The 26160-nt window shown below is 66.1% G+C and carries 25 protein-coding genes; 12 read left to right on the plus strand and 13 right to left on the minus strand.

Translation table 11 applies throughout. The annotated features are described in order from the left end of the window. Positions 1-63: 63 nt before the first annotated feature. Both HYG77_RS09925 and phoU read left to right on the plus strand, forming a co-directional pair. The gene (locus HYG77_RS09925; RefSeq protein WP_208962556.1) at positions 64-2091 is read left to right on the plus strand and encodes an LCP family protein; all 2028 of its coding nucleotides are present in this window, start codon (positions 64-66) and stop codon (positions 2089-2091) included. 81 nt (positions 2092-2172) lie between these two features. Beyond that, the gene (gene phoU, locus HYG77_RS09930; RefSeq protein WP_109327259.1) at positions 2173-2868 is read left to right on the plus strand and encodes a phosphate signaling complex protein PhoU; all 696 of its coding nucleotides are present in this window, start codon (positions 2173-2175) and stop codon (positions 2866-2868) included. A 59-nt stretch (positions 2869-2927) separates the two neighbouring features. Here the strand turns inward: phoU and pstB are convergent, their stop codons facing one another. The 6 genes from pstB to HYG77_RS09960 form a co-directional block, all read right to left on the minus strand. Further along, complete coding sequence (gene pstB, locus HYG77_RS09935; protein ID WP_109327254.1) at positions 2928-3704, minus strand: phosphate ABC transporter ATP-binding protein PstB; 777 nt, start codon at positions 3702-3704, stop codon at positions 2928-2930. A 31-nt stretch (positions 3705-3735) separates the two neighbouring features. After that, entirely contained in the window at positions 3736-4644 is a 909-nt protein-coding gene (pstA, locus tag HYG77_RS09940) for a phosphate ABC transporter permease PstA (RefSeq protein WP_109327250.1), read from the minus strand. Positions 4645-4648: 4 nt separating this feature from the next. Continuing rightward, positions 4649-5728: a phosphate ABC transporter permease subunit PstC gene (pstC, locus tag HYG77_RS09945; protein ID WP_159919661.1), complete on the minus strand. Its 1080-nt coding sequence runs from the start codon at positions 5726-5728 to the stop codon at positions 4649-4651. A 64-nt stretch (positions 5729-5792) separates the two neighbouring features. Further along, entirely contained in the window at positions 5793-6911 is a 1119-nt protein-coding gene (pstS, locus tag HYG77_RS09950; protein ID WP_208962557.1) for a phosphate ABC transporter substrate-binding protein PstS, read from the minus strand. A gap of 218 nt (positions 6912-7129) precedes the next feature. Then, entirely contained in the window at positions 7130-8041 is a 912-nt protein-coding gene (gene mshD / locus HYG77_RS09955; protein ID WP_208962558.1) for a mycothiol synthase, read from the minus strand. Further along, entirely contained in the window at positions 8041-8796 is a 756-nt protein-coding gene (locus HYG77_RS09960) for a response regulator transcription factor (protein ID WP_109327247.1), read from the minus strand. Before HYG77_RS09960 ends, mshD begins: the two co-directional genes overlap by 1 nt. A 204-nt stretch (positions 8797-9000) precedes the next feature. On the opposite strand from HYG77_RS09960, the gene HYG77_RS09965 reads away from it, so the two are divergent. From HYG77_RS09965 to HYG77_RS09985, 5 genes are all read left to right on the plus strand, one after another. Then, the gene (locus HYG77_RS09965) at positions 9001-9780 is read left to right on the plus strand and encodes an LmeA family phospholipid-binding protein (protein ID WP_109327246.1); all 780 of its coding nucleotides are present in this window, start codon (positions 9001-9003) and stop codon (positions 9778-9780) included. Next, positions 9777-10256, plus strand: coding sequence for a thioredoxin family protein (locus HYG77_RS09970; RefSeq protein ID WP_208962559.1), 480 nt, complete (start codon positions 9777-9779; stop codon positions 10254-10256). The genes HYG77_RS09965 and HYG77_RS09970 overlap by 4 nt, the downstream gene beginning before the upstream one ends. A 236-nt stretch (positions 10257-10492) precedes the next feature. Continuing rightward, positions 10493-10945 carry a DUF4395 domain-containing protein gene (locus tag HYG77_RS09975; protein ID WP_109327244.1) on the plus strand — a complete coding sequence of 151 codons (453 nt, stop codon included), beginning with the start codon at positions 10493-10495 and terminating at the stop codon, positions 10943-10945. A gap of 60 nt (positions 10946-11005) precedes the next feature. Beyond that, positions 11006-11842, plus strand: coding sequence for a sulfurtransferase (locus tag HYG77_RS09980; RefSeq protein ID WP_109327243.1), 837 nt, complete (start codon positions 11006-11008; stop codon positions 11840-11842). Positions 11843-11844: 2 nt separating this feature from the next. After that, positions 11845-12150: a DUF1416 domain-containing protein gene (locus HYG77_RS09985; protein WP_109327242.1), complete on the plus strand. Its 306-nt coding sequence runs from the start codon at positions 11845-11847 to the stop codon at positions 12148-12150. Positions 12151-12213: 63 nt separating this feature from the next. Here the strand turns inward: HYG77_RS09985 and HYG77_RS09990 are convergent, their stop codons facing one another. Continuing rightward, positions 12214-13476, minus strand: a complete 1263-nt coding sequence (locus HYG77_RS09990; RefSeq protein WP_208963343.1) for a cutinase family protein — start codon at positions 13474-13476, stop codon at positions 12214-12216. 271 nt (positions 13477-13747) lie between these two features. Here HYG77_RS09990 and HYG77_RS09995 point away from each other — a divergent pair, with 271 nt between their 5' ends. Further along, on the plus strand, positions 13748-14470 hold the full coding sequence (locus HYG77_RS09995) for an FABP family protein (RefSeq protein WP_208962560.1): 723 nt from the start codon (positions 13748-13750) through the stop codon (positions 14468-14470). 19 nt (positions 14471-14489) lie between these two features. On the opposite strand, the gene HYG77_RS10000 is transcribed toward HYG77_RS09995, so the two are convergent. From HYG77_RS10000 to HYG77_RS10025, 6 genes are all read right to left on the minus strand, one after another. Further along, positions 14490-15542, minus strand: coding sequence for a type IV toxin-antitoxin system AbiEi family antitoxin domain-containing protein (locus tag HYG77_RS10000; RefSeq protein WP_208962561.1), 1053 nt, complete (start codon positions 15540-15542; stop codon positions 14490-14492). 368 nt (positions 15543-15910) lie between these two features. Then, positions 15911-17590: a thiol reductant ABC exporter subunit CydC gene (cydC, locus tag HYG77_RS10005; RefSeq protein WP_208962562.1), complete on the minus strand. Its 1680-nt coding sequence runs from the start codon at positions 17588-17590 to the stop codon at positions 15911-15913. Next, positions 17580-19283 carry a thiol reductant ABC exporter subunit CydD gene (cydD, locus tag HYG77_RS10010; RefSeq protein WP_208962563.1) on the minus strand — a complete coding sequence of 568 codons (1704 nt, stop codon included), beginning with the start codon at positions 19281-19283 and terminating at the stop codon, positions 17580-17582. Before cydD ends, cydC begins: the two co-directional genes overlap by 11 nt. Beyond that, positions 19280-20317, minus strand: a complete 1038-nt coding sequence (gene cydB, locus HYG77_RS10015; RefSeq protein ID WP_109327234.1) for a cytochrome d ubiquinol oxidase subunit II — start codon at positions 20315-20317, stop codon at positions 19280-19282. Before cydB ends, cydD begins: the two co-directional genes overlap by 4 nt. Positions 20318-20328: 11 nt before the next feature. Next, positions 20329-21825, minus strand: a complete 1497-nt coding sequence (locus tag HYG77_RS10020; protein WP_109327233.1) for a cytochrome ubiquinol oxidase subunit I — start codon at positions 21823-21825, stop codon at positions 20329-20331. Positions 21826-21988: 163 nt separating this feature from the next. Further along, positions 21989-22861: an aminodeoxychorismate lyase gene (locus HYG77_RS10025; protein WP_208962564.1), complete on the minus strand. Its 873-nt coding sequence runs from the start codon at positions 22859-22861 to the stop codon at positions 21989-21991. Between the two features lie 61 nt (positions 22862-22922). Here HYG77_RS10025 and HYG77_RS10030 point away from each other — a divergent pair, with 61 nt between their 5' ends. The 4 genes from HYG77_RS10030 (at position 22923) to HYG77_RS10045 (ending at position 26056) form a co-directional block, all read left to right on the plus strand. Then, on the plus strand, positions 22923-24044 hold the full coding sequence (locus HYG77_RS10030) for a folate-binding protein YgfZ (protein ID WP_208962565.1): 1122 nt from the start codon (positions 22923-22925) through the stop codon (positions 24042-24044). Next, on the plus strand, positions 24041-24724 hold the full coding sequence (locus HYG77_RS10035; RefSeq protein WP_208962566.1) for an MOSC domain-containing protein: 684 nt from the start codon (positions 24041-24043) through the stop codon (positions 24722-24724). The genes HYG77_RS10030 and HYG77_RS10035 overlap by 4 nt, the downstream gene beginning before the upstream one ends. Then, positions 24721-25674, plus strand: coding sequence for an asparaginase (locus HYG77_RS10040; RefSeq protein ID WP_208962567.1), 954 nt, complete (start codon positions 24721-24723; stop codon positions 25672-25674). The genes HYG77_RS10035 and HYG77_RS10040 overlap by 4 nt, the downstream gene beginning before the upstream one ends. 181 nt (positions 25675-25855) lie before the next feature. Beyond that, complete coding sequence (locus tag HYG77_RS10045) at positions 25856-26056, plus strand: DUF3073 domain-containing protein (RefSeq protein WP_109327228.1); 201 nt, start codon at positions 25856-25858, stop codon at positions 26054-26056. The last annotated feature ends 104 nt before the right edge of the window (positions 26057-26160 follow it).

Below are 26160 nucleotides of genomic sequence, written 5' to 3' on the forward strand. Positions count from 1 at the left end.
CTATGACTGGAATCCGTCGGCCCCGACGGAGGTCCGGGTCGGCGGAAAGGGCAGGTTGTATCGGTGGGTGATGATCACAGTTCGGACGCCCCGGCGCCCGAATCGCGCGCCCCCTGGGAACGCCCTCTCGCCGATCAACGCTATCGGGAAGCGCAGTCGGGACGACAACGTCGGCTGCCTCCACGCCAGCCATCTCCGGAACAGCGGCCTCCCGAACGTCCGGCTCCGTCGGACCGTCGTCCCCCGATCGAGCGCACGGACGCCATCCGCCAGGACAGCGGGCGCATCGGCCGGCGCGCGGCCGGCGGACCCACCGAAGGCCTCTCCGTTGCAGACCTCGTCAAGAAGGTCGCCGGAGGCGAACCACAGCGACCGGATGATCCGGACAAGACCGAGACGATCGCCCCCGTCGACGAGCGACATCCCCCACCCGGTGCCGTCGCCCCACCGGAGCCGACGTTCACACCTCCGCCCTCACAACTCGCCACCGACGACACAGAGACCGGCTGGCATGCGGACGCCGAAACCACCGCGACTCCTCAGGTCGTCGGTAATCCGGGATTGACTCGTCTGGCGTTGAGCAAGAGCCGTCGACGCCGCCGCCTGCGGGCGCTGGGACGAGCGTTCGTCGCGTTGGTGGCGGTGATCGCGCTCGCCGGAACAGGAATCGTGTGGGGCTACCTGCGTTCCACCGAAGGCAAGTTCGATCAGATCGCCGCCCTCGACACCGAGTCGACGGATATCGTCGACGCAGGTGGGCAGACCGGTGACGAGACCTATCTCATCGTCGGCACCGACACGCGAGCCGGTGCCAGCGGCGCGATCGGCGCCGGAACGGTCGAGGACGCCGAGGGTTCGCGCGCCGACACCGTGATGCTCGTCAACATTCCTGCTGATCGCAGCCGCGTCGTGGCGGTCTCCTTTCCCCGCGACCTCGACGTCGAGCGCCCGGTCTGCCAGGGCTGGGACAACGCCACCGGGACGTACACCGAGGAAACGTTCCCCTCCGCCGAGGGCGACAAGCTGAATGCCACCTACGCCCTGGGCGGGCCGAAGTGTCTGGTGAAGGTGATCCAGAAGATGTCGGGCCTGAAGATCGGCCACTTCGTCGGCATGGACTTCGCCGGTTTCGAGTCGATGGTCAACGAGATCGGTGGCGTCAAGATCTGCACCACACAGCCGCTCGAGGATTTCGTCCTCGGCACCGTGCTTCCCGAGGCCGGCACCCAGGTGCTCGACGGAAAGACAGCGCTGAACTTCGTACGTGCCCGCCACGTGGAGGCGGAGGGCAACGGTGACTACGGCCGCATCAATCGTCAGCAGCGGTTCCTGTCTGCGCTTCTCCGAGGAGCTCTGTCCAGTCAGGTACTCCTCAACCCCGGCAAGCTCAACGGGTTCATCAACGCCTTCACCCGAGACACGTTCGTGGAGAACATCGACACCAAGTCCCTGGTCACACTCGGCCGTTCGCTGCAGAACGTCGACGCCGGCGCGGTCACCTTCCTGACGGTCCCAACCGCAGGAACGACCGACTGGGGAAACGAGATTCCCCGCACCGATGACATCAAGGCCATCTTCCGCGCCATCATCGACGACGCTCCGCTTCCCGGGGAGAAGCGGGCCGAACCAATCGAGGCTGCAGCCTCCGCCCCCACTCCGACGCCGAGCGCACCACTCTCCGTTTTCGCGGTAGACCCGACCAGCGTGTCGGTGCAGGTTTCGAACGCTTCCGGCGAATCGGGGCTGGCCGCGACCACCGCGGACGCGCTGGCCGCACAGGGTTTTCAGATCTACAACGTCGGCAACTACACCGCCACCAGTGCCGAGACGGTCGTCCGGTTCTCCCCCGGGCACGAAGCCGAGGCCGCCACCCTCGCGTCGGCTTTCCCCGGCGCGATCCTCGAGTCGACCTCCGGGTTGGGCACGGTGACCGAGGTTGCCGTCGGGTCGAACTTCTCCGGGACCGTGCAGGCACCGAGCGCGATCGACACCCCGCTGGACATGTCCGGGGTGCGTGTCGGCCAGCCGGAGGACGTCGAGATCCCCGCCGATCTTGCGGTGGTCAATGCCGGCGACGCGTCCTGTGATTGAGCGCTGATCAGGCACGTCGTTCACCCCGCGTTCACCCTGCGATCGTGACTTGGACTCCCGTGCACCGTAGGCTGTGACCTCATGCGCGTGGCTTACAACGAACAAATGACCGAGCTTGCCGACCTGCTCGGTGAGATGGCGGGGCTTGCGGGGGCCGCCATGGAGCGGGCCACCCAGTCACTGCTCCAGGCCGACCTCTCCCTTGCCGAGCAGGTGATCGGAGAGCACGACAAGATCACCGATCTCAGCACCATCTGCGAGGAGCGTGCGTTCGCCCTCCTCGCCCTTCAGGCACCTGTTGCCGGCGACCTCCGCTCCGTCGTCAGCGGAATCCAGATCGTCGCCGATATCGACCGCATGGGAGCCCTCGCCCTCCATGTCGCCAAGATCGCGCGCCGCCGACATCCCAATCACGTTCTGCCCGAAGAGGTCAACGGATACTTCGCCGAGATGGGGCGCATCGCCGTCTCCATCGGTGCAGCCGCCCGTGAGGTTCTCGAGACCCGGGACCCCGAGCGGGCCGCACGCCTCCGCGAGGAGGACGAGGCGATGGACGACCTGCACCGCCACCTGTTCACCGTCCTGATGGATCGTGAATGGAAGCACGGCGTAGCCGCGGCCGTCGATGTCACGCTGCTGGGCCGTTTCTACGAGCGTTTCGCCGACCATGCCGTCGAGGTGGGCCGCCGCGTCATCTTCCTGGTCACCGGCAAGCTGCCCGACGAGACCGGCCCTGTGGCCGATGCCGACAACCTGACCACCTACCCCGATCTGTAAGAGCCTTTCCAACACGAACGCCCCGACCGAATTACGGTCGGGGCGTTCGTCGTCGAGCTCTATCCGAAGCGGCCGGAGATGTAATCCTCGGTGGCCTTCTGCGTCGGGTTCGAGAAGATCTTCTCGGTGTCGTCGATCTCCACGAGACGGCCCGGCTTGCCGGTCGCCTCGAGGTTGAAGAACGCCGTCTGGTCACTCACCCGCGCTGCCTGCTGCATGTTGTGGGTGACGATGACGATGGTGAAGTCCTTCTTCAACTCGGTGATGAGGTCTTCGATCGCGAGCGTCGAGATGGGGTCGAGAGCCGAGCAGGGCTCGTCCATCAACAGCACGTCGGGCGATACCGCGATGGCACGGGCAATGCACAGACGCTGTTGCTGGCCACCGGAGAGGCCGCCGCCGGGCTTGTCGAGACGGTCCTTCACCTCGTTCCACAGATTTGCGCCGCGCAGTGAGCGCTCCGCCACCTCGTCGAGCCGCTTCTTGTTGCGCTCGCCCTGCAGTTTGAGACCGGCCACCACGTTGTCCTTGATGGACATCGTCGGGAACGGGTTGGGACGCTGGAACACCATGCCGATGGTCTTGCGGACACCGACCGGGTCGGTGCCGGAACCGTAGATGTCCTCACCGTCGAGCAGGATCGAACCCTCAACGCGCGCACCGGGAGTCACCTCGTGCATACGGTTGAGGGTGCGCAGGACGGTCGACTTGCCGCAGCCGGACGGTCCGATGAAGGCAGTCACGTTCCGCGGGGGAACCGACAGCCCGACATCGGCGACGGCATGAAACTTGCCGTAGTAGATGTTGACGTCCTTGAGATCCAGACGCTTGGCCATTACCGGCTCCCTACTGATGTATGTGTATGTGTCACTTGCTACGAACCTGTGAGAAGTGGCCGATGACCTTGGCCAGAACGTTGAGGATGGCGATGAGCAGGATCAGCGTCAGCGCCGCGCCCCAGATGCGGTTGGTGCCCGCATCGGTGGGGTTGTTCATCTCGGACACCATGACCCCGGGCAGCGTCCCCATCTCACCACCGAACAGATCGAAGTTGATGAACGGTGCGTAGCCGACGAGGATCAGCAGCGGAGCCGTTTCTCCCATCACGCGGGCGAGGGCCAGCATGACACCCGTGATGATGCCGGGAAGCGCAGTGGGAAGGACGATCCTGGCGATCGTCTTCCACTTGGGAACACCGAGTGCGTAGGACGCTTCCCGCAGGTCCTGAGGGACGATGCGGAGCATTTCCTCGGTACTGCGGATGACGACGGGAACCATCAGCAACACCAGCGCGAGCGACACCGCGAATCCCGACTTCGGGAAGCCGAAGGTCGCGATCCACAGCGCATAGATGAACAGGGCCGCCACGATCGACGGGACACCGCTCAGGATGTCGACCATGAAGGTGGTGAGCTTGGCCAGCCGCGACTGCCGGTCGGCGTACTCGACGAGGTAGATCGCCACGAAGAGGCCGAGCGGGATGGACAGCAGCGCGCAGACGAGTCCTTGCAGGATCGTGCCGATCAGCGCGTGGTAAACGCCACCGCCGGCCGCCGAGGACGTCAGGCCACTGAGCGAGTGGGTGAACCAGGTGGCCGAGGTCAGGGCGGGAATTCCCTTGGCGATCGCGGTGAACAGCACCCACACCAGCGGAATCAACGCTATGAGCACGGCCAGCGTGACGAGCACGGTAGCGGTGACGTCCGTGATACGGCGCCGGGTACCGACACCCCGGAATGTGGGCGCCTTGACCGGCTTGTCGAGGGTCGCGGTCATGGGATCAGTCCTTCTTTCCTGCGATCACGGCGCGGGCAGCGGCGTTCACGACGAAGGTGAGCACGAAGAGCACGAGACCGGCGGCGATGTAGGCGCCGGCCTGGATGTCGTTGTTGAACTCCGCGTAGCCGAGAGCGATCTTGGAGGCGATGGTGGCGCCGCCGTCGAACAAGGACCAGGAGAACGACTGCGAGGTGGTCCGCAAGATCAGGTACAGCGCCATGGTCTCACCGAGGGCGCGGCCGAGGCCGAGCATGGAACCACTGATGTAACCGGACTTGCCGAACGGGATGACCGTGGTCCGGACGACCTCCCACCGGGTGGCACCGAGCGCGAGCGCCGCCTCGATGTGCGCGGTGGGCGTCTGGACGAACACTTCCCGGGTGACCGCGGTGATCACCGGCAGGATCATCACACCGAGAACGATGCCCGCGGTGAAGATGGTGCCGCCGCCGAGGATGGATCCGCTGCCGGTCGCGAACAGCGGAAACCAGCCGAGATTTTCGTTCAGCCAGATGGCGAACGGCTTGATTGCCGGGGCGAAGACGAGGAGACCCCACAACCCGTACACGATCGACGGCACTGCGGCGAGCAGGTCGATGACGTATGCCAGCGGGCGCTTGAGCCAACTCGGTGAGTACGCAGTGAGGAAGATCGCGATTCCGAGAGCAACAGGCATTGCGAGCACCAGCGCGAACACCGACACCAGCAGGGTCACCTGGAAGAGGTCGAGCACACCGAACGCCATCGCATTGATGTCAACGGTGACCCACTCACGGCTGGTGAGGAAGTTCACCTCGTTCCGGCTCAGAGCAGGAACCGCGCGCCACACGAGGAAGATGCCGATCGCCCCGATGAGAACGGAGACAAAAATCGCCGAACTGGTCGCGAGCGAGCGGAAGACCCGGTCTCCGGGCCTGGTGACCGCCTTGCCGGGGGTCCCTCCCGCCGAAGTCGGGGTCGGGGTCTCGGCCTGGGTAGAACTCAACTCGGCCTCCGGGGTGCCGTTCGGACCGCCCACCCCGGCCCCGCCTGAAGCGGAGCCGGAGGTGCGAGGTGCTGATTCGGTGGGCGCTTCACTCATCTGCGCTCGCATTCTTTCTCGTCAGGATATAGAGACATGAGCGGTCCGAACGAACTGCTTGCTATCAGCCGATGGCGGCGATCGACGCGTTCAGCTTCTCCTTGAACGTGTCGGGCAGCGGCACGTAACCCTGCTCGGCCAGGTCCGCCTGACCCTCGTTCGCGGCACTGGTCAGGAACGACTTGATCGCAGCCGAGGTGTCGGCGTCGTATCCCTTGGAGCACACGATCTCGTAGGTGGCGAGCACCAACGGGTATGCGCCGGACTCCTGGGTACCGAAGATCGACGCGAGGTCGAGGGTCAGGTCGCCCGTGCCCTCACCCTTGAACTGCGCACCCTCGATCGCCTTCGCCGCGGACTCGTCGGACAGCGTGACGGGGCCGGAGCCGTTGTCGATCTGCGCGGCCGACAGCTTGTTCTGGTCGGCGAAGGACTTCTCGACGTAGGTGATCGAACCGGGGGCGGAGGCCACTGCCTGCGCGACACCGGCCGAACCCTTGGCGCCCTCACCGATACCACCGGTGAAGTCGGAGCCGGCGCCGGTGGTCCAGGCGCCGTTCGAGGCGGCGGTGAGGTACTGCTGGAAGTTGTCGGTGGTGCCCGAAGAATCCGAGCGGATGATCGCGGTGATGTCTTGATCCGGCAGGGTGGCGCCCTCGTTGAGCGCGGCGATGGCCGGGTCGTTCCACTTCTTGATGGTGCCGTTGAAGATCTTGGCCGTCACCTCGCCGTTCAGCACGAGGTCCTCGACACCGTCCAGGTTGTACGCGACGGCGACGGGCCCGAAGACGAGAGGAAGGTTCCAGGCCTCGCCGCCGACACAGCGGGCCTTCGCCTGCTCGGCCTGCTCCGCCTTGATTGCCGAGTCGGAACCGGCGAAGTCGATCTGGCCGGCGATGAACTGCGTACGGCCGTCACCGGATCCGCTGGGGTTGTACGCGAGGTTGACGGTCTTGCCCTTTTCCTGGCAGACGGAGATGTAGGTAGACACGAACTGGTCCATCGCGTTCTTCTGCGCCGAGGAACCAGCGGCAGAGAGGTTGGCCTTGCCCTCGCACGTGGCGTCGGACGCCGACACGTCGACTCCGCTCGTTGCGGCGTTGTTGTCGCTGCCACACGCGGCCAAGGTCATGGCACCCAGGGCCACTGCACCGAGCAGGGCACCATTGCGCTTGAAATTCACCTAGTCCTCCGGAAATATCGTCTCGCCCACGATCGGGCGGCGACATGAGGCGCGGATCGCTGGTTGAATCCTGCACCAGGCAACACGGCGCTGCCCATGGAGAAACCTAGGGGTAGTGAATGTCCAGTAGGACCATGATCGGTGAACGGAAAGTGAACAGACCACGCATTCGTCCAGATTTCCCGGACGTACGGCCGAACGGAACGTAGTGGAGACCGTCAGCGGCGCGCGTAGGCCACGTCGACGTGGAACGGCGCGAAGCCCAGCCGCTCATAGGTATGGAGGGCGGCAGCGTTGTCGCCTTCTACATAGAGAAGTACTGCCCCGATTCCCCGGTCGCGCAGATAATGCAGTCCGGCGAGCGTGAGGAATCGGCCGAGTCCACGCCCCTGCGCCGACGGGTCGATCGCCACGACGTAGACCTCACCGATCGCCGGATTCTCGCCCTGTGCGGGATGCACCTTCGTCCAGTGGAATCCGAGCAAGGTGCGCTCGTCCGACGCCTCGAAGGCCATGAACAGCCCCGCGGGATCGAACCAGTCCTCGGCGCGACGCTCCGCGATCTCGCGCGCGGTCCACGAACCCTGCTCGGGATGCCAGGCGAATGCGGCGGCGTTGACCCGCAGCACCTCGGAGTCGTCCTCGACTCCACGGTAGGCGCGCAGCGTAATACCCTGCGGCGTAACGAGTTCCGGCAGATCGGTGCCCGCGAGCGGGCGCCTCAACTGCAACAATTCACGTGCACCGGCCAGTTGAAGACGCCGCGCTACCGCCTGCGCGGCCGGCAGATTGCCGTGCGCCCAGACCCGCGAGTCAGGGCCACCCTCGTCCAGTGCCTCGGCGACCAGGCGGCCACCGATTCCGCGGCCACGGGCCTGCGGGTCGACTGCGAGTTCCGCCATCGCAGGGTGCTCGCCGTGACCCGGCTGCAACTGCGCGTACCCGACCACGCGATGTTCGTCGGTCCATACGAGATGTCGCGCCTCGCCGACGCCGGCCAACGCGTGGATTCCCTGCTCCGACACCGCGGCGGTCCCATCCGCCTCCGCTGCCCGCTCCAACAGCGCGGACACTTCGACGGCCTGCGTCGCGTCGAGTCGATCCTGCCAAGACTGCACCGAAGCACTCATCAGATCGCCGGCCCCTCGGCCGACTCGAAGTCGATGTCGTCGGCATCCATGTCGTCGACGGGCACGACCGGTGTACCCGACTTGGTCCTGGCGGGTCGAACAGCTTTGTAGCCCACGTTGCGGACTGTACCGATCAAGGATTCGTACTCGCTGCCCAGCTTCGCCCGGAGGCGCCGCACGTGGACGTCGACGGTGCGGGTGCCGCCGAAGAAGTCGTAGCCCCACACTTCCTGTAGCAACTGCGCACGGGTGAAGACGCGTCCCGCGTGCTGCGCCAGGTACTTGAGGAGCTCGAATTCCTTGTAGGTGAGGTCGAGGGGACGGCCACGAAGCCGGGCCGTGTAGGTGCCCTCGTCGATGACGAGTTCGCCCAGCGTGATCTTGCCCGAGGCCTCCGGGCTGGCAACTCCACCGCTGCGCCCGACGAGAAGACGCAAACGCGCGTCGACCTCGGCAGGTCCGGTGCCGGGCAGAAGGATGTCGTCCAATCCCCAGTCGGAATTGACGGCCACCAGGCCACCCTCGGTCAGCACGGCGACCACCGGTACGGCAGAACCGGTACTTCCCAGCAGCCTGCACAGGCCACGGGCGGCCGCAAGATCAGTCCGCGCGTCCACCAGGGCGATATCAGCAGAGCTCGCTTCCAGAAGCGAAGACACCTCCGTCGGAGCAGGCCGCACCGAATGCGCCAACAGGGAGAGGGCCGGTAGGACCGCCTCCGGGTTGGGGTCGGAGGTAAGAAGCAGTAGCTCCACACAGCCTCCCATCTCGTCACCGTCGTACCCGACCGGCCGACTGGTGAGACAGCCGGTGCAGGTAGATCGACCCTGAAGGTATCGACACTTTTGTCGGTGACAGAGTAGCGCGCCACCAGACCTGTTCGTTGCACCGAACCCCCGAGGCCCGGCGCCGATGGTTGCACCGGCGCCCACGGTCACCGTATCGGTCACAATGGGGCCGTGCGGAAACTCATCATGGGAATCGTCTTCCTCGTCGCCCTCGGTCTCGTCGTCGACTTCGGGGCGGCGGCCTACGCGGAGTACCGGGTGTCGAGGGAACTGCGGGCGGGCGCCTCGCTCACGGCGGATCCGGAGGTCACGGTTCACGGGTTCCCGTTCCTCACCCAGGCCTGGGAGGGCGAGTACGACAACATCGAAATCCGGGCACAGGGGGTACAGAGTGATGTGGTGGGCGAGGTGACGATCGAGTCCACCCTCCAGGGCGTCTCGGCCCCGCTGTCCGATCTGGTGGACGGCTCGGTCCAGGCGCTTCCCGTCGATCACCTGACAGGCCGGATGCTGATCGACGCCACCGACCTGGGCAGATTCCTCGGCATACCTGACCTGCAGGTGTCGGCACCGCCGGCGAGCAAATCGGACGGCACCGGCGGATCGGGTGGCTCGGGCATGCCCACGGCGGGGGGCGTCGTCCTCACGGGCACGGTTCCGGTCGGGCCGATCGAGACGACGGTCAGCGTGCAGGCCGACCTCGTTCTCGAGGGCGGCCAGGTGAAGATCGTGGCCAGCGACTTCTACTTCGGTCCGGAGGGTCACGCCGACTTCAGCATCCCCGATCCCCTGGCTCCCGCCATCCTCGGACTCTTCACCCGGACGATCGACCCCAGGGAACTGCCCTTCGGGGTCCAGCCCACGGAGGTCTACGCCGAGGGTTCACAGATAGTCATCGAAGGTGTGGGCAACGACGTGACGATCGACCTCGACGAACTGCAGAACAGATGACCGAGATCACATTGCTGATCGTCACACTGCTCGTCGCCATTGCGTTCGGGCTTTGGTGGCAACGCAGGCAAGGCAGGGTTCGCACCCCGAGCGGGTCGACTGATTCTTTCGTGACCGATGAACGGCGACGGCTCCTCGGGGCCGCCGGCGTGGGCTCCGAAGCGGCAGCGTCTCACCATTCGGCGACCGTGCTGCATTTCTCCGCAGACTGGTGCGGCCCGTGCGCCGCCGTGCGCAGGGTGGTGGGACAGGTCATCCAGGACCTCTCCGACGAGCCGCACCCACCGGCCGAAGTGGAACTCGACATCGACGAATACCCCGCTCTCGCCAAGGAACTGGGCGTTCTGTCCCTGCCGACGACGTTCATTCTGGACAGCGACCTGCGCGAACGCTTTCGGGTGTCCGGTGTGCCTTCCGCAGCCGACCTGCGCGCCGCCTTGGAGCCTCTCTCCCGGCCCCCCGCTTCAAATTCCTGAAGAACCGGGTAAACTCACCGACGTGCAATCCAGCCACGAGCTCATGCTCACCCGACGCCGCACGGTTGACCTGTGCCGCCTCGGGGCTTGTTGCTGTACCTGCTGCTGATCACCAGGGCTGTCACTTTCTGCTGACACCGCGGACTCCGCTCACGTGATCGAAACCCGATGACGACGAAGTTCGTCGCCCGTCGGAGCCAGCCAAGCATTCAGCACTCACCGCAGGAGCACTTCTCATGTCCACAACCCTCGAAGTCGAGCAGGTCGACGTCCGTGGCCCCCGGTTCGCCGCCTGGGTCACCACCGCCGTCCTGGTCGCCGTGTTCGTTCTCTCTGCGTTCTCGTTGCTCGCCGCGGGCGTCCTGCTCGCCCTGCAGGCCGTCGTCTTCGCAGTCGGTGCGGCCACCGGGCCGCGCCGAAGCCCTTACGGCCGCATCTTCGGCGCACTCGTTGCTCCCCGGCTCGCCCCGGTGACCGAGAAGGAACCCGTCGCACCGCTTCGATTCGCCCAGTTCGTCGGTTTCGTCTTCGCTGCAGTCGGAACCATCGGTTTCCTGGCCGGTTCCGGCATCGTCGGCGCCGTGGCCACCGGTTTCGCGCTGTTCGCGGCGTTCCTCAACGCGGCGTTCGGCTTCTGTCTGGGCTGCCAGATCTATCCGCTGGTCGCACGGGTGCGCGCCATCGCCTGACCGCCACACACCACTGCACCATCCACCCGAACCGAGTAAGTACACATCGAAAGGAACACCATGGCTCGCTCCGATGTCCTAGTCTCCGCCGACTGGGCTGAGCAGAACCTCAACGCCCCCAAGACCGTTTTCGTCGAGGTGGATGAGGACACCAGCGCATACGACGGCGGCCACATCGAGGGTGCCATCCGCCTCGACTGGCGGAAGGACCTGCAGGACGGCGTCCGTCGCGACTTCCTGAACCAGCAGCAGTTCTCCGACCTCCTGTCCGCCAAGGGCGTCGCCAACGACGACACCGTCGTCCTGTACGGCGGCAACAACAACTGGTTCGCCGCCTACGCGTACTGGTACTTCAAGCTGTACGGCCACCAGGACGTCAAGCTGATCGACGGCGGACGCAAGAAGTGGGAACTCGACGGACGCCCCCTGTCCAAGGAGACCGTCACCCGCCCGGCCACCCAGTACAAGGCCGAGGCCCCCGACCTGTCGATCCGCGCGTTCCGTGACGAGGTCATCGACTCGATCGGCAACAAGAACCTGATCGACGTCCGTTCCCCCGACGAGTTCTCCGGCAAGATCCTCGCCCCGGCGCACCTTCCGCAGGAGCAGGCGCAGCAGCGCGGACACGTCCCCGGCGCCCTGAACATCCCGTGGAGCACCACCGCCAACGAGGACGGCACCTTCAAGTCGGACGACGACCTCGAGAAGCTGTACTCGGAGAAGGGCTACGACGAGTCCAAGCCCACCATCGCGTACTGCCGCATCGGTGAGCGCTCCAGCCACACCTGGTTCGTGCTCAAGGAAATCCTCGGCAAGTCCGATGTCAAGAACTACGACGGCAGCTGGGTCGAATACGGCTCACTCGTCGGCGCCCCGATCGAGTTGGAGGTTCACTGATCATGTGTGGAGCACCCGTACAGACCCAGACCCTGCCCGCAGGCGTGGACGTGGAGAAGGAAACGGTCATCACCGGCCGGGTCCTCGCCACTGACGGCCAGCCGATCGGTGGAGCGTTCGTGCGCCTCCTCGACGGCAGCGGCGAGTTCACCGCCGAGGTCGTTGCCTCGGGCACCGGCGACTTCCGCTTCTTCGCCGCTCCCGGCGACTGGACCGTGCGTGCACTGTCGAGCTCCGGCAACGGCACCGCCACGGTGAGCCCGAGCGGCGCAGGCGTTCACAACGTCGACGTCACCGTCGGCGACTAGTTTCACCGCACCACGAAGGCCCCGCTCCGTATACGGAGCGGGGCCTTTCTCGGCTGCGAGGGTCTAGCTGCCCGGGGTTGCAGCGTCCGGCTGCGCCGCTGTATCGCTGCCTTTTTCGGCGTGGGCCAAGTCGGTGATCCAATCGACCAGTTTCTCGCTCTCCCAGTACCAGGGGTCGTTCGGATTGTTGTTCCAATAGAGCAAGTGCTGGATGAACGCCAGGAAAATGTACGGCTTGACCACCAGGTCGAAGATGTCCTTGTTGTCCTCGAGGAATCCGGCGCCTTCGTCGGCCAGCTTGGCCTGCACCACGTCTGCGCCAGGCCCCGTCGCCCAGTTCAGCGCCTCGACAACCTGCTCGTCGGTCAACTGAATGTCGCGGTCTGGCCCATCGGGGTCATAGCTGAGGTCGGCCACCTTCCGCAGCACATCGAGAAATGATTCCTCCGAACCGAACCAGTCCTCATGGGTGATGATGTGCACGATGGAGCGCGCAGCCATGCCCGACACCGCGGTCGCGAAGTCGGAGAACGTCTGGCCCGGGTTCAGCACCGTGAAGTGCATCTGACCGAGCACTCCCAACGCGAGCTCGAGAACCGCGATGTCCTGAGGCGCGTCGCACGCGATGTCGTACGGCCTGCAGGCGTAGGTGATCTTCCCGTCCAGCGCGCCGTAGTCGGCGGGCTCGGACGCCATGAAACCGCCACCCGCCGGGCCGGTATCACCGAGCGACGGAGTTCCCGCGGGCCGGTACGGGTCGCCGATCAAGGCCACGCCGGCGATGTCGTCCGCAGTCACCAGCGCGGTGGAGTCGCGGTGACCGAGTTCGCGGGCCACCCTTTCCACCACCTCGGCGCCGACGCTGTACCCGACGAGAACGTACTCGGTGGCATCACCACACTTCTTCTTGTTCTCGTCGAGGATCCGATTGGTCGAGGCAACACCCGCCGCCATCGAATCCTGGTACGTGGGAACGGGTTCGAGGAGTCCAACACCGTAGGTGGAGGGATAGGGGACGTACATCCATCCCACCTTCCCCGGCTCACCGGCGTTGCGCGCCCCCGTCGGAACCGTCACGTTGCCCACCCAATTCGACCAGAGCTGTCGCTCCTCGTCCGCGAGCGGGTTGCGGTCCTCCGTCGAATCGGTGGCGCCCGACACCGCGACGATCAGGACGTCCGGGCACTCGGTGGCGTAGTTGTTCGGATCCACCCGGTTCGTGTCGGCACTCCCCGAGCCGACACTTCCGGTGTCCGGCGCCGCCACCGCGACCACAGGCATCGCCGACGCGAGAAGAGTTGCTGTGGCGATGATCACACCTTTCATCAGTAGTTCAGGGCATGGGCGCAGCATAAAACCTCCATGGATATCGCGGAACGACCTGGCCGGATAGAGAAAGGAGAATCCCGGCCCCGAAGGCCGGCGACGCGAGAACCGTACTAGCCGTCCGGGAACGCCGCTCCCGTTTCGACCGTTCGAATGCGTCGGTTTAAGATGGCAGCGTGGTTATCTTCTTCGAGGTACTTCTTGTCCTTGCCGCCGTGTTGATCACGTGGTTCTCGCTGTACACGATCTACCGCCTGGTCACCGACGAGTCGTGAGTTCTTCCCCGGACTCAGGCGCAGATCCGTCTCCCGACCGGCCGGCTTCCGACGAGCAGGCCGGCGATTCCACGACCGTTCGTCGCGGAAGCGGAGACGCAGCCGTCGCGGCCGCCATCGAGCGATCCAAGTCGACGGCGTCACGCAACATTCCCCTGCTTCCGGACCTTCCGCTGCCCGAGGACACCGCAAATCTGCGGCTCGGGCCGGACCTCAACAACGAACTCCTCGCGGTACTGCCCCTCGTGGGTGTGTGGCGCGGTGAAGGCGAAGGCCACGACCCCGAGACCGGCGACTACCGATTCGGGCAGCAGATCGTCGTCTCTCACAACGGCGGCAACTACCTGAACTGGGAGTCCCAGTCCTGGGTTCTCGACAGTGAAGGTGAATACGTCCGTCCCGATCTCCGCGAATCCGGTTTCTGGCGCATCAGCGGCGACGGCATACCCGGCAGCACCAACGAAGAAGTCGTCGAGCTGCTCCTCACCCACAGCTCCGGCATCGTCGAATTGTTCTACGGTCGCGCCCTCACGCAGTCGTCGTGGGAACTCGCCACCGATGTCGTCATCCGCAGCACTTCCGGTGCCCTCGTCGGCGGCGCCAAGCGTCTGTACGGCATCGTCGAAGGCGGCGACCTGGCGTACGTCGAGGAACGCATCATCGCCGACGGAGAACTTCTTCCCCGCCTTTCGGCGCGTCTTACCCGCTACATCGGCTGACCCCACCCGTGAGTACTTGTTAACACTCCGCGGTTGATAAGTGCGCACAGTGCGGGCACGGGTTGGGGGCACTCCAGCCGCCGCGTTCGAGCACCGTTCGAACCTCCGCGGCGACGACGCACGGGCGCCGAGTCACTTCTTCCCAGCCGTACACCAGCGTCGGTTTTCCGGCGATTTCCGCTGCGTTGCCGCGGCGCCGGTCGCGCAGAGCAACCACGCGTGACGAGTGGTACCGCAATCCATCGAGTCTCACGATCAGCGGAATACCGGTGTCCGAGTAATCCACGTCTTCGTACAGGGTGCGGTCGTCGACGAGAATGGGTGACTGTCGACGCGCTGCCGGTAGCCCGTGCGCCTTCTCCACGTCTGCGGCGTAACGGTGCTCGAGGAGCGATTGAACACCGCCATCCGACACCGACACGAGTGCTGCGGTCAAAGCACGGCGATATCTGCGCGGTGGCCGCTCCTCGATCCGTCGGAGCAGATCGTGCACCGGAACACCGCCAGTCGTCGCTGCTGCCACCACTACCCGGGCTCCAGTTGCTGCCGATGGTTCGGAAACGGCGAGGTCCAGGATGGTGTCCGCTCGCGATGTCCGCGGTGGCACTGTCGGCACGGTGATGTGGGTGTGTGCTCGGGAGCGATGCACGACGACACCGGGATGGAGTAGATCGCCCTCTCTCGGGACGAGCCGTTCGGACCGGCTACCGGCCTGCCGGTACGTAGGCGCCTGCGACTCCGCCGACAGTCCGTAGGGCACGGTCACGTGGACGGGCGCAGTGGCGTCGACGGATTCGAGCGCCCACTCCTCGGCCGCCGTGCGATGGCTGAGGACAGCCCTCGGACCACCGAACAGCAGGGCCGCCCACAGAGTCATGGAGCGGTCGAGTGGTCCGTTGGTCACCGCATACACGCCGTGGAGCACGGCCGGCCACTGCCCCGACTCGACGCGATGCTGGATCTGGCGGGTCGAAAGACCCAAGTAGTGCAATTGCTTGGTGGTGATGATCCCGTGCTGGTAGTCGAGAACGCGCTGGAATTCGGGTGTGTAGTCGGATGTCGCGGTGGTCATGGTCCGAACGGTGCGCAGCGTCACCGACAGACCTATGGGCGAAAGCCGACGATCGGAATTCGCCTGTGGATGGATGTGAGGTTGTGGATAACCGCCTGTGAGTACTTATTAACAATGGATTGTTAATAAGTACTCACAGGCGCGGAGCGTAGAACGGCCCCCGAGCCTTCCGGTGCGGGTGCACCGGTCCCGATCTGGACCAGACCGGGGGCTCGGGGGCCGGGTAGCTGCCTGGGATTCGCTCGCCGCTCGCGCGGTCAGTGAATTCCGTCAGCGGTAGCGGCTAGCTGGCAGCCACCTCACGTGTCCGTTTGTCATTCAACTTCAGACCACCTCCTTCCTCGTGTACTCAAGAAAGTACGCCGCCCTCACATCGTCGGCAACGTATTTTCGCTCTCCGCGTTCTCGACGCGAATCACCACGTCAGCGCTGGTATCCTCCGGCAGCTGATGAGTGACCACGACGACGGTGCGCTCCCCCGACACCAGCTTTGCGTCCCGCGCGAGGAGATCCCGCAGCAGCTGCGCTCCGCTGTCCGCGTCGAGATGTTCGGTGGGTTCGTCGAGCAACAGCACGTCGGCGGGTGAGAGGAGGGCGCGGGCGAGCAGCAGCCTGCGACGCTGCCCGCCCGACACCGCCCGGGCGCCGCCGGAGAGCGTGGTGGCCAGGCCCTGCGGCAACTGCGAAACCCACTCCCTCAGCCCCACGGACTCCAGGACGTCGAGCGCCTCATCCTCCTGCAGATCGCCGCGTGCGACGCGCAAATTCTCGAGGACGGATGTGTCGAAAAGGTGCGCGTCTTCGGCGAAGAATCCGATCCGGCGTCGCAGGGAGTCGGGCCGGATGTCGGCCGGTGCGGCGCCGTTGACGTCGATCGCCCCCGACACCGGAGGTAGCAGTCCGGCCAGTGTCATCAGCGCCGTGGTCTTGCCGGAGCCGCTGCCGCCCACGATCGCGACCCGGGCGCTGGGCGGCAGGTCCAGGTCGATCGGCGCTGTTGTCCTACCACCGGGCCATCCGCATCGGAGACCGGTCGTTCGCAGGTGCACGGGACCGTCCAGTTCCCGGTCTCCGGGATGTGGGTCCGAAGTGGCGGCATCGAACAGCGCGAGGATACGACGTGACGCGATCCTGGCCCGGGTCAGCGCGACAGCGGCCGCGGGAAGGGTGCTGGTCGCCTCGAACGCCAACAGCGGCATGAGGACGAGGATGCCCAGGGCCATCGGGCTCATGGTCCCCGACGAGTACAGGTTCATGCCGATCAGCAGTGCACCGATCACGCTGGCCCCGACCGCGAGCGGGGTCGCGGCGTCGGCGAAGGCGCCGGGCACGGCGGCGCGGTCGGTCGCTGCAACGGCGGCCCGCTCGGCAGCGATCGCACCGTCGACGGTGCGGTCGAGTCGACCGGCCACTGTCAGTTCAGCGGCGTGATCGAGCGCCGTGACGGCCTCTTCGCTGAAGCGTGCCCGCGCTGCTGCGCTGTCTTTTTCGGACATCAGCGCGGCGCGGGCGGACAGCACCGGTGCCGCAATCCCGGACACGGCGAGCGAGACCGCCAGGATCAGCGCCGCGGCGGGCGAGATGACGGCAAGGATGCCCACTGCGGCCACCGAGAGGACGATCGCGACTGCGATCGGCACCAGCGCACGCACGACGACATCGCCGAGAGTGTCCACGTCGGCCCCGGTGCGAGCGAGGAGGTCGCCGCGGCGCAATCCCGCCGCGGCTGCGGGATTGCCTGCGGCCAGCCGCTGATACAGCCGACTCCGGGCGGACGTCGTTCCCCTGAGGGCGGTGTCGTGGGTGGCCAGCCGCTCGAGGTACCGGAACACGCCGCGGGAGATTCCGAGGGCACGGACCGCCACCACAGCGACGCTCAGATCGAGGACGGGCGGCATCTGCCAGGCTCTGGTGATCAGCCACGCCGAGAGCACGGCGAGTGCCAACGCGCTTCCCAGGGTGGCTACGCCGGCGGCGACGGCCCGCAGCATTCTCTTCGGCTCGAGTTCGAGGAGCGGGAGAGCTCGCAGGAGCGGGTCATTCGACATCGGCACGCACCTCGATCACAGAATCGGCGGCTGCCAGCACACTGGCCCGGTGCGCGATGACGACGACGGTCTTTCCCGCCGCCGCGAGTCTGCGCAGCGAGTAAAGCACGGTTTCTTCCGACCTGTCGTCGAGGTGCGCTGTCGGTTCGTCGAGGATCAGGACCGGACGGCGGGTGGCGAGCACACGGGTCAGCGCGAGCCGCTGACGCTGGCCCAGCGACAAGCCGGCTCCGCCTGCCCCGACGCGGGTGGACCACCCGTCCGGAAGCTCGGCGAGAACCGCATCGAAACCGGTTGCCGCGCAGGCTGCCTCAATATCCTCGACGTCGCCGATCAGCCGAAGGTTCTCCTCGAGGGTGCCGGGTACCAGGACGGGACGCTGCGGCAACCAGGCCACCTGCGCCCACCACGCGGTCCGGTCGAGTTGCGGGACAGGCGTTCCGGCCACCCGCACCTCACCTGCGTCCGGGTCCGTGAGAGCCAGAAGTACCTGCACGGCCGTCGACTTGCCGGAGCCGTTCGGTCCGGTCAGCGCGGTGACCCGAGCAGGCTCGAGCACTCCCGACAAGGCATGCGGCGCCATCCCGCGGCGCGACTGCACACTGACGCCGTCGAACTCGATGCTCGCCCCTCGTGCGTCGATACGGCCGATGCCGCCGCCGTTGCCGGGCAGTTCGGTATCGATCACCGCGAATGCCCGTTCTGCGGCCGCCATTCCGTCTTCCGCGGCATGAAAGCGTGTTCCGACCATCCTCAGTGGGAGATACACCTCGGGCGCGAGGATGAGCGCCACAATTCCTGCCTCCAGGCTCATCTCGCCGTATACCAGACGCAGACCGATACTGACGGCGACCAACGCGACGCACAGTGTCGCAAGCAGTTCGAGCACCATGGACGAGAGGAACGCCACCCGCAGGGCGGACATCGCGGTGCGGCGATGTGCGTCACCGAGTTCGCGCACGCGTGCGGCGGGTCCGTGCTCACGCCCCAGCGCGCGGAGCGTCGGCAGACCGGCGAGTAGGTCGAGCAGCTGCGACGACAGCGCCGTCATCGCGGTCAGCGTCTTAGCAGCCTTGCCTCGGGTCAGTAACCCGATGAGGATCATGAAGATCGGGATCAACGGCAACGTGACGAAGATGATCGCCGCGGACGTCAGGTCCTGAAAGACGATGACCGCCAGAGTCGCCGGGGTGAGCGTGGCGGCCAGAACCAGGGCGGGGAGATACCCCGTGAGGTAGGGCAGCAGACCGTCGATCCCGCGCGTCAGTACCGTTGCGATCTCGTCCCGACGCACGTCGAGGTCGCGGGGCCGAATCCGGGCGGCGACACCGAGTACTTCACCCTTCAGTTCTGCCACCACCCGACTGGCTGCGCGATGGGCGAACCTCGATTGCAACCAGGTGCCGAGGACCCGAACTCCCATCGCCAACAGAAGAACCGACAGTTCGGTGGTCCATCGGCGAACGTCGGTGACGTCGTCGACGATGATTCCCGCGAGTATCCGCCCGAGGGCCAGGGCCGAGATGACGACCATCGCGACGTTGACGACCGACAGGCCGACGGTCAGGACGAGATAGCCGCGAGCCGCGGCGGAGTAGCGCCACAGCCGGGGGTCGATCGGCGGCCGTGAACCGGCCTTCCCGGTGGGACGCTCACCGGGGAGACGAAGTTCGCTTCCTGTGTCGACGCTCATCTGCGCCCGAGTGGGAGACCGATCGACGGCGGGATCTGCTTGGTCGAAATACGTTGCCGGAACACCCAGTACGTCCAGCCTTGGTAGAGGAGGACCACCGGAGTGAGGAAGGCAGCCGCCCAGGTCATCACTGTCAGCGTGTACGGACTCGAGGACGCGTTGTCGACAGTCAGGCTGTACGCAGCGTCGAGGGTGGACGGCATGACGTCGGGGAACAGCGAACCGAACAGCAGCACCACGCTCGCGATGACGGCGATCGACGTCAGTGCGAATGCCCAGCCCTCACGTCCGGCCCGGGTGAGCGCGACCACCCCGGCGAGAGCAGCGGCTGCCGCGGCCACCAGGATCCAGGTCCACGCCTTGCCGTGGGCCAACTGCGTCCACAGAACGAACGCCCCGGCTACCGGAACTGTGGGCAGTGCCAGCTTCGCTGCCAGTTCGACAGCGTCGACGCGGACCTCGTCGGCGGTCTTCAGCGCCAGGAAGACGGCACCGTGCAATGCGAACAGGAGCGCCGTGGTCAGACCACCGAGCAGCGCGTAGGGATTGAGCAGATCGAGAAGACTGGAGGTGACCACCTTCTCGGCATTGATGTCCACTCCCCGCACGATGTTCGCGAAGGCCACACCCCACAGCACCGCGGGGACCCACGACCCGAAAACGATGCCCCAGTCGCAACGCCGGCGCCAGGTGTCGTCGTCGATCTTGCCGCGGTACTCGATGGCACAGATCCGCACGATGAGGGCCACCAGAATGAGCAGGAGCGGCAGGTAGAAACCGGAGAATAACGTGGCGTACCACTCGGGGAACGCTGCGAACAAGGCGCCGCCCGCCGTGATGAGCCACACCTCGTTGCCGTCCCAGACAGGACCGATGGTGTTGAGGACGACTCGCCGGCGAGTGTCGCCGTCGGCATCCTTGCGCCTGCCGAGCACCGGCATCAGCATCCCGACGCCGAAGTCGAACCCCTCCAGCACGAAGTAGCCGGTGAAGAGCACCGCGATCAGGATGAACCACACTTCTACCAGTCCCATGACCATCTCTCCTAGTAGGCGAACGAGAGTTGCTTCGGCGTGCCCGGCTCTTCGGGTTCCTCGTCGTCGTCACCCGGCGGATGGGCATCGTGCTCGAGTGGCCCCTCGACGGCGTAACGACGAATCAGCATGAACCACACCACACCCAGTGCGCCGTACAGGAGCGTGAAGGTGATCAGCGAGAACCACACCGTCCACACCGAGTGATGCGACACGCCCTGGTCGACCGTCAGCCGGATCATGTCCACCCCGGTGGGATTGGGCGCGACCACCCAGGGTTGGCGGCCCATCTCGGTGAAGATCCAGCCGGCGCTGTTGGCGAGGAAGGGTGTCGGGATCGCGGCGATGCTGAGCCACGAGAACCACTTCTGGTCGGGGACACGGTTGCCGCGGGTGAGCCACAACCCGGCCACCGCAAGCAGAGCGGACCCGGCGGCCAGACCGATCATCGCGCGGAACGACCAGTAGGTGACGAATAGGTTGGGGCGATAGTTGCCCGGACCGAACTGTTCCTCGTACTGGGCCTGCAAATCCTCGACGCCCTGCAACGTCACCCCGGTGAACTCGCCCTCGGCGAGATAGGACAGGACGAACGGCACCTCGAGCACATGCTTCACACCGTCGCAGTTGTTGTGGGTGCCGACCGTGAGAATGGAAAAGTCGGGGTCGGTTGCGGTGTGACACAACGATTCTGCCGACGCCATCTTCATGGGTTGCTGCTCGAACATCAGCTTGCCCTGCACGTCGCCGGTGTAGACGAGTCCGACACCGGCGGCAATCACCACCAGGAGCGACAGGCGCGCGGCCGGACGGAACATGGTCCGTGCGTCACCTTCGAGCTTCGCCGCCTCGGGTGCGGTGGCCGTCCGCGCCCGTCGCATGTTGCGCACCATCCACCATCCGGAGATACCCGCGACGAACGTTCCGGCGGTCAGGAACGCCCCTGCCACCGCATGCGGGAAAGCTGCCATCGCCGTGTTGTTGGTGAGCAGCGCCCAGATGCTGGTGAGTTCGGCGCGACCGGTGTCGGGGTTGTACGTGGCGCCGACCGGATGCTGCATGAATGAGTTGGCCGCGATGATGAAATACGCGGACGCATTCACCCCGACCGCGACCAGCCAGATGGTCGCCAGGTGGACGAGCTTCGGCAGCCGGCCCCAGCCGAAGATCCACAGCCCCAGGAAGGTCGACTCGAGGAAGAATGCGACGAGCCCCTCGAGCGCCAACGGGGCGCCGAACACGTCTCCCACGAAGCGCGAGTACTCGCTCCAGTTCATGCCGAACTGGAATTCCTGCACAATGCCGGTCGCGACCCCGAGCGCGAAGTTGATCAGAAAGAGCTTGCCGAAGAATTTGGTGAGCCGATACCAGTGGGCCTTACCGGTGACCACCCACATCGTCTGCATTGCAGCGATCAGAGGCGCGAGCCCGATCGTCAGCGGGACGAGAATGAAGTGATAAACGGTGGTGATGCCGAACTGCCACCGAGAGACATCCAGGGTATCCATGGCTACTCCGAAACTGGGCCCTAGGACAGGCTTCGGGGTCGAGGCGTGGGCATCCGCTCGATCCCTGTGCGCGTGATCCTGTCGAGGCAGTCCTTTTTGCGAGACGCTTCCCTCGCACGACTTCCCCGACGGGACCTAGCTACTACCGAATGTAGTAGGCCTGTCAAGCCTCGGCAGACTCCGAGCCCGCGGTCTCGACCGCAAGGTCCACCAGCTTCACGATCTCGTCAGCGAGAGGGGGCTCCGGAAGCACCAGTCCGTCGATCTTGCGCACCCGAGCCGCCATGGTGACGCTGGAGATCAGCCAAACACCTTCTGCAGTAATGAGATCCGCAGGACGCAGTGCAGCATACTCACAGCGGAAGCCTCTTTTGGACGCCACGTCGTACAGCGCCTGCTGCGTAGTCCCCGGCAGGATGCCGTGCTCCGGCGGCGGGGTGAGGAGCGTTTTCTCCCGGGCGATGACGACCGTGGAACGTGGCCCTTCCAACACATTGCCTTCACTACTGACGAAGATCACATCGTCGGCGCCCAACGTCGCCGCGTAGCGCAGAGCCGCCATGTTGGTCGCATATGACAAGGTCTTGGCCCCGAGTAGCTGCCACGGCGCACTCGCCGACAGGTCCACGGAGTACCCACGCGCCAGTGTGAGAACCGACACGCCGTCGCGACGAGCGTCGAGAATGCGATCGGACACCGCACCGATCGTGACGAACGCCGTCGGGTCACCCCCAGATTCCCTCCCTCGGCTGAGCACCAGACGCATCGCACCCTCGCGTTCTGAGCCCCACTGTTCCACGGCAAGTTCGATCGCGAGGCGCCACTCGTCGAGATCCAGCATCGGCAGGGCGAGGGCCCGGGCGGACGTCACGAGGCGGGACAGATGCGGTTCCACCTTGAGCGCCCGGCCGCCGCGCACGAGCAGTGTCTCGAAGACACCGTCGCCGCGCACCACCGCCAGATCGTCCGCGTACAGAAGCGGGGCGTTCGGATCGCGTACCTCATGGTCCAGCGTCACCAGCACTGCATCAGACATGGAGCCAGCCTATCCACCCTGCCTGCCGCCGCACGCCCTCCGTGGTCCCTAGACTGGGTTCGTGGTCGACAAACTGCCCGTTTCACCCAGTCCACTTCTCACGGCCCCGGGCGCTGTCCGGGCGCCCGACGACTCGCCGGACGCCGGGGTCGCATGGCACCACGGCGACCCCCTCGGGGAACAGCGCAGCGCCGAGCGTTCCGCCGTGGTCATCGATCGGTCCCACCGTTTCGTCCTCGCTGTCGCGGGTGCCGAACGACTGACCTGGCTGCACACCATCTCCAGCCAGCACATCGCCGCCCTCGCCGACGGTGAGGGCGCGGAGAACCTCAGCCTCGACGTCAACGGCCGCGTCGAACACCACTTCGTGCAGACCGACCTCGCCGGCGTCACCTGGATCGACACCGAGACCGGTCGCGGACCCGACCTCCTCTCGTTCCTCACCAAGATGGTGTTCTGGGCCAAGGCTGAGCCCCGCGACGGGAACGAGCTGGCGGTCCTGACCGTGATCGGACCGGACGCTCCCGCCGCACTCGAAGGAGCCGGAGCCGCCGCACCCACCGAGCCTTACGCCGCCGCCGCGCTGGCGGGCGGCGGATTCGTTCGCCGCATGCCATGGCCTACCGACTCCTCGTTCGACCTGCTGGTGCCACGCGAGCAGCTGACCGACTGGTGGGCACGACTCACCGCGGCAGGAGCCGCACCAGCCGGAACGTGGGCCTTCGAGGCGCTCCGGGTCGCCGCCCTGCGACCCCGCCTCGGACTCGACACCGACGAACGCACCATCCCGCACGAGGTCCGGTGGATCGGCGGTCCTGCCGAGCACGGGGCCGTCCACCTGGAGAAGGGCTGCTACCGCGGGCAGGAGACGGTGGCCCGTGTTCACAATCTCGGCAAGCCGCCCCGACACCTCGTGCTGCTGCACCTCGACGGGAGCGCAGAAGGTCGCCCGGAAACCGGTGATCCTGTCACCGCAGGCGGCCGCACAGTGGGCCGTGTGGGCACGGTGATCGACCATCACGAATTCGGTCCCATCGCCCTCGCCCTGATCAAACGCTCCATTCCCATCGACACCGAGTTGGTCACGGGACCGTGCGCCGCCTCCATCGATCCCGACTCCGTTCCCACCGAGGAGACCGTGCAGGCCGGCCGGGCCGCCGTCGAGCGGCTGCGCGGACGGTGAGCGCAGGCGCCGGGGCGGCCGGCGAGGTGCTGGCCGTCTGCGTCCTGCACGCCGAGCGGGACAGTGGTGTCCGACGCGTGAAACGGACGGCTATCGACAAGCGTCCCGTGGACGGTCCGATACGGGTGACGGCAACCGGGCTGGCAGGCGACTACGTCTGCGACACCAAGTACCACGGCGGCCCGTTCAAAGCCGTGTACGCGTATCAGGAAGACGAGGCGCGGCGGTGGGAGGCGGACCTCGGCCGCGAGTTACCACCGGGCTGGTTCGGCGAAAATCTGCGGGTACGCGGCGTTCCGACGAGCGACGCGGTGATCGGGGAGCGTTGGCGGATCGGCACCACCGAGCTGGAAGTCGACAGCCCCCGGACGCCCTGCCGCACCTTTGCGGTGTGGGCAGGCGAGGAGCACTGGGTCAAGCGCTTCACTCAGCGCGGGGACACGGGGGCCTACCTGCGGGTGGTGACGGAAGGGTCGATCAGTGCCGGTGACACCGTGCACCGCCACCATGTACCCGCGCACGGTGTCACCGTGCGTGATCTCTTCACCGGCCGCGACGCCGAGCGCTGCGCCGCCCTCCTTGCGCAGCAGGTGGATCTCTCGCCGGCCGCCGCCCAGATGGCCCGGCGCATCGTCGAGCGAGCGGGCATCGCCGAGCCGGAGGACAGGGTGACGACGTGAGCATCGAACTCGTCGAGGTGGTTCGATCGGGTTTCCGCGAGTGCGTCCATCGAGGATCCGCGGTGATCCTAGGTCCGGACGGCGACACTGCCGTCGCGGTCGGCGAGGTGCACACGCCGATCTACCCGCGCTCGTCCAACAAACCCTGGCAGACGGTGACCCTCCTCAGAAGCGGCTTCGCGCCGACGAGTGCGGAGGAACTCGCGATTGCGACCGCCTCGCACGAAGGGGAATCGGACCACGTCGAGCTGGTCGAGGAACTACTTCTCCGCCACGGACTCGACGAGGATCAGCTCCGCTGTCCCGCGGACCTCCCGTCCAACGAACTCGCCCGCGCCGAACTGCTGGCGGCCGGAGAGCTTCCCCGGCCGATCTACATGAACTGCTCGGGCAAGCATGCCGCGATGCTCGCCACCTGCCTGGCCAACGACTGGCCGCTGGACAGCTACCTCGAGCCGACGCACCCGTTGCAACTCGCGGTGGTCGAGACCCTAGGGTCGATCAGCGGTGACGTCGACGCGGAGTTGGGTATCGACGGTTGCGGCCTCCCGATCGTCCCGCTGTCGTTGACGCATCTGGCGCGGGCATTCGCGCGACTCGTCACGGCCGAGCCCGATTCACCGGAGCGCGCCGTCGCCAATGCCATCCGGGAGCACCCCTATCTGATCTCGGGCACCGGAAAGGACGACGCCCGGCTGATGCCGGTGGTGCCCGGCCTGGTGTCGAAGGCAGGCGCCGAGGGCGTCTACGCCGGAGCACTGCCGGACGGTTCGGCGTTCGCGCTCAAAATCGAGGACGGCCACGAGCGGGCCCGCCTGCCGCTGGCCGCAGCCCTGCTGCACCGGATGGGCGCGGAGTGGACGGAGGACCTCGCCGCCCTCGCCTCGCAGCCCGTGCTCGGTGGCGGCGTCCGGGTGGGAACGGTCCGCGCGATTCCCGGAGTGTTCTGAGCCGAATAATTTCGGCATTCTGGCTGCTCGCGCACTGGGTGAGACACAACAGACACCACGACAGGCGGTGGATGGAAGCGCGAGCGACTTTTCCACGCTAGAGTGTGGGCAGGAACTTACACACTCAAACGGGGCCGCCAAATTCCCCAGGCCGCCCCGCGAAAGCGCGAGGGGGTCAGCCATGGGCCGCGGCCGGGCTAAGGCAAAGCAGACCAAGGTTGCACGCGAGTTGAAGTACAGCGTACCGACCACGGATTTTGACAGCCTGCAACGAGAGCTCTCAGGTGGGTCGTCCAACTCGCATCGGGACGAGGTCTTTGCTGACCAGCGTGCCGACAGGGAGGGGTACTCCTTGGAGGACGATGACGACTGGCGGCGCTGATAGTAGCGACAACGAAATGAGGGGGAGCCGAGTCCGGCTCCCCCTCATTTCCACATCTTCAGCCGGACAGGGCCGCTAGCTCGCCCCGTCCGGCTTTGTCAGAT

It is taken from the genome of Rhodococcus sp. ZPP, from assembly GCF_017656075.1.
Classification (GTDB): domain Bacteria; phylum Actinomycetota; class Actinomycetes; order Mycobacteriales; family Mycobacteriaceae; genus Rhodococcus_F; species Rhodococcus_F oxybenzonivorans.

What these genes read in the sequence shown, in the direction of transcription:
- phoU (WP_109327259.1), top strand. Translation starts at nt 2,173, where the DNA reads ATGCGCGTGGCTTACAACGAACAAATGACCGAGCTTGCCGACCTGCTC.
- pstB (WP_109327254.1), bottom strand. Translation starts at nt 3,704, where the DNA reads ATGGCCAAGCGTCTGGATCTCAAGGACGTCAACATCTACTACGGCAAG.
- pstA (WP_109327250.1), bottom strand. Translation starts at nt 4,644, where the DNA reads ATGACCGCGACCCTCGACAAGCCGGTCAAGGCGCCCACATTCCGGGGT.
- pstC (WP_159919661.1), bottom strand. Translation starts at nt 5,728, where the DNA reads ATGAGTGAAGCGCCCACCGAATCAGCACCTCGCACCTCCGGCTCCGCT.
- mshD (WP_208962558.1), bottom strand. Translation starts at nt 8,041, where the DNA reads ATGAGTGCTTCGGTGCAGTCTTGGCAGGATCGACTCGACGCGACGCAG.
- HYG77_RS09970 (WP_208962559.1), top strand. Translation starts at nt 9,777, where the DNA reads ATGACCGAGATCACATTGCTGATCGTCACACTGCTCGTCGCCATTGCG.
- HYG77_RS09975 (WP_109327244.1), top strand. Translation starts at nt 10,493, where the DNA reads ATGTCCACAACCCTCGAAGTCGAGCAGGTCGACGTCCGTGGCCCCCGG.
- HYG77_RS09980 (WP_109327243.1), top strand. Translation starts at nt 11,006, where the DNA reads ATGGCTCGCTCCGATGTCCTAGTCTCCGCCGACTGGGCTGAGCAGAAC.
- HYG77_RS09985 (WP_109327242.1), top strand. Translation starts at nt 11,845, where the DNA reads ATGTGTGGAGCACCCGTACAGACCCAGACCCTGCCCGCAGGCGTGGAC.
- HYG77_RS09990 (WP_208963343.1), bottom strand. Translation starts at nt 13,476, where the DNA reads ATGAAAGGTGTGATCATCGCCACAGCAACTCTTCTCGCGTCGGCGATG.
- HYG77_RS10000 (WP_208962561.1), bottom strand. Translation starts at nt 15,542, where the DNA reads ATGACCACCGCGACATCCGACTACACACCCGAATTCCAGCGCGTTCTC.
- cydC (WP_208962562.1), bottom strand. Translation starts at nt 17,590, where the DNA reads ATGTCGAATGACCCGCTCCTGCGAGCTCTCCCGCTCCTCGAACTCGAG.
- cydD (WP_208962563.1), bottom strand. Translation starts at nt 19,283, where the DNA reads ATGAGCGTCGACACAGGAAGCGAACTTCGTCTCCCCGGTGAGCGTCCC.
- cydB (WP_109327234.1), bottom strand. Translation starts at nt 20,317, where the DNA reads ATGGGACTGGTAGAAGTGTGGTTCATCCTGATCGCGGTGCTCTTCACC.
- HYG77_RS10020 (WP_109327233.1), bottom strand. Translation starts at nt 21,825, where the DNA reads ATGGATACCCTGGATGTCTCTCGGTGGCAGTTCGGCATCACCACCGTT.
- HYG77_RS10025 (WP_208962564.1), bottom strand. Translation starts at nt 22,861, where the DNA reads ATGTCTGATGCAGTGCTGGTGACGCTGGACCATGAGGTACGCGATCCG.
- HYG77_RS10045 (WP_109327228.1), top strand. Translation starts at nt 25,856, where the DNA reads ATGGGCCGCGGCCGGGCTAAGGCAAAGCAGACCAAGGTTGCACGCGAG.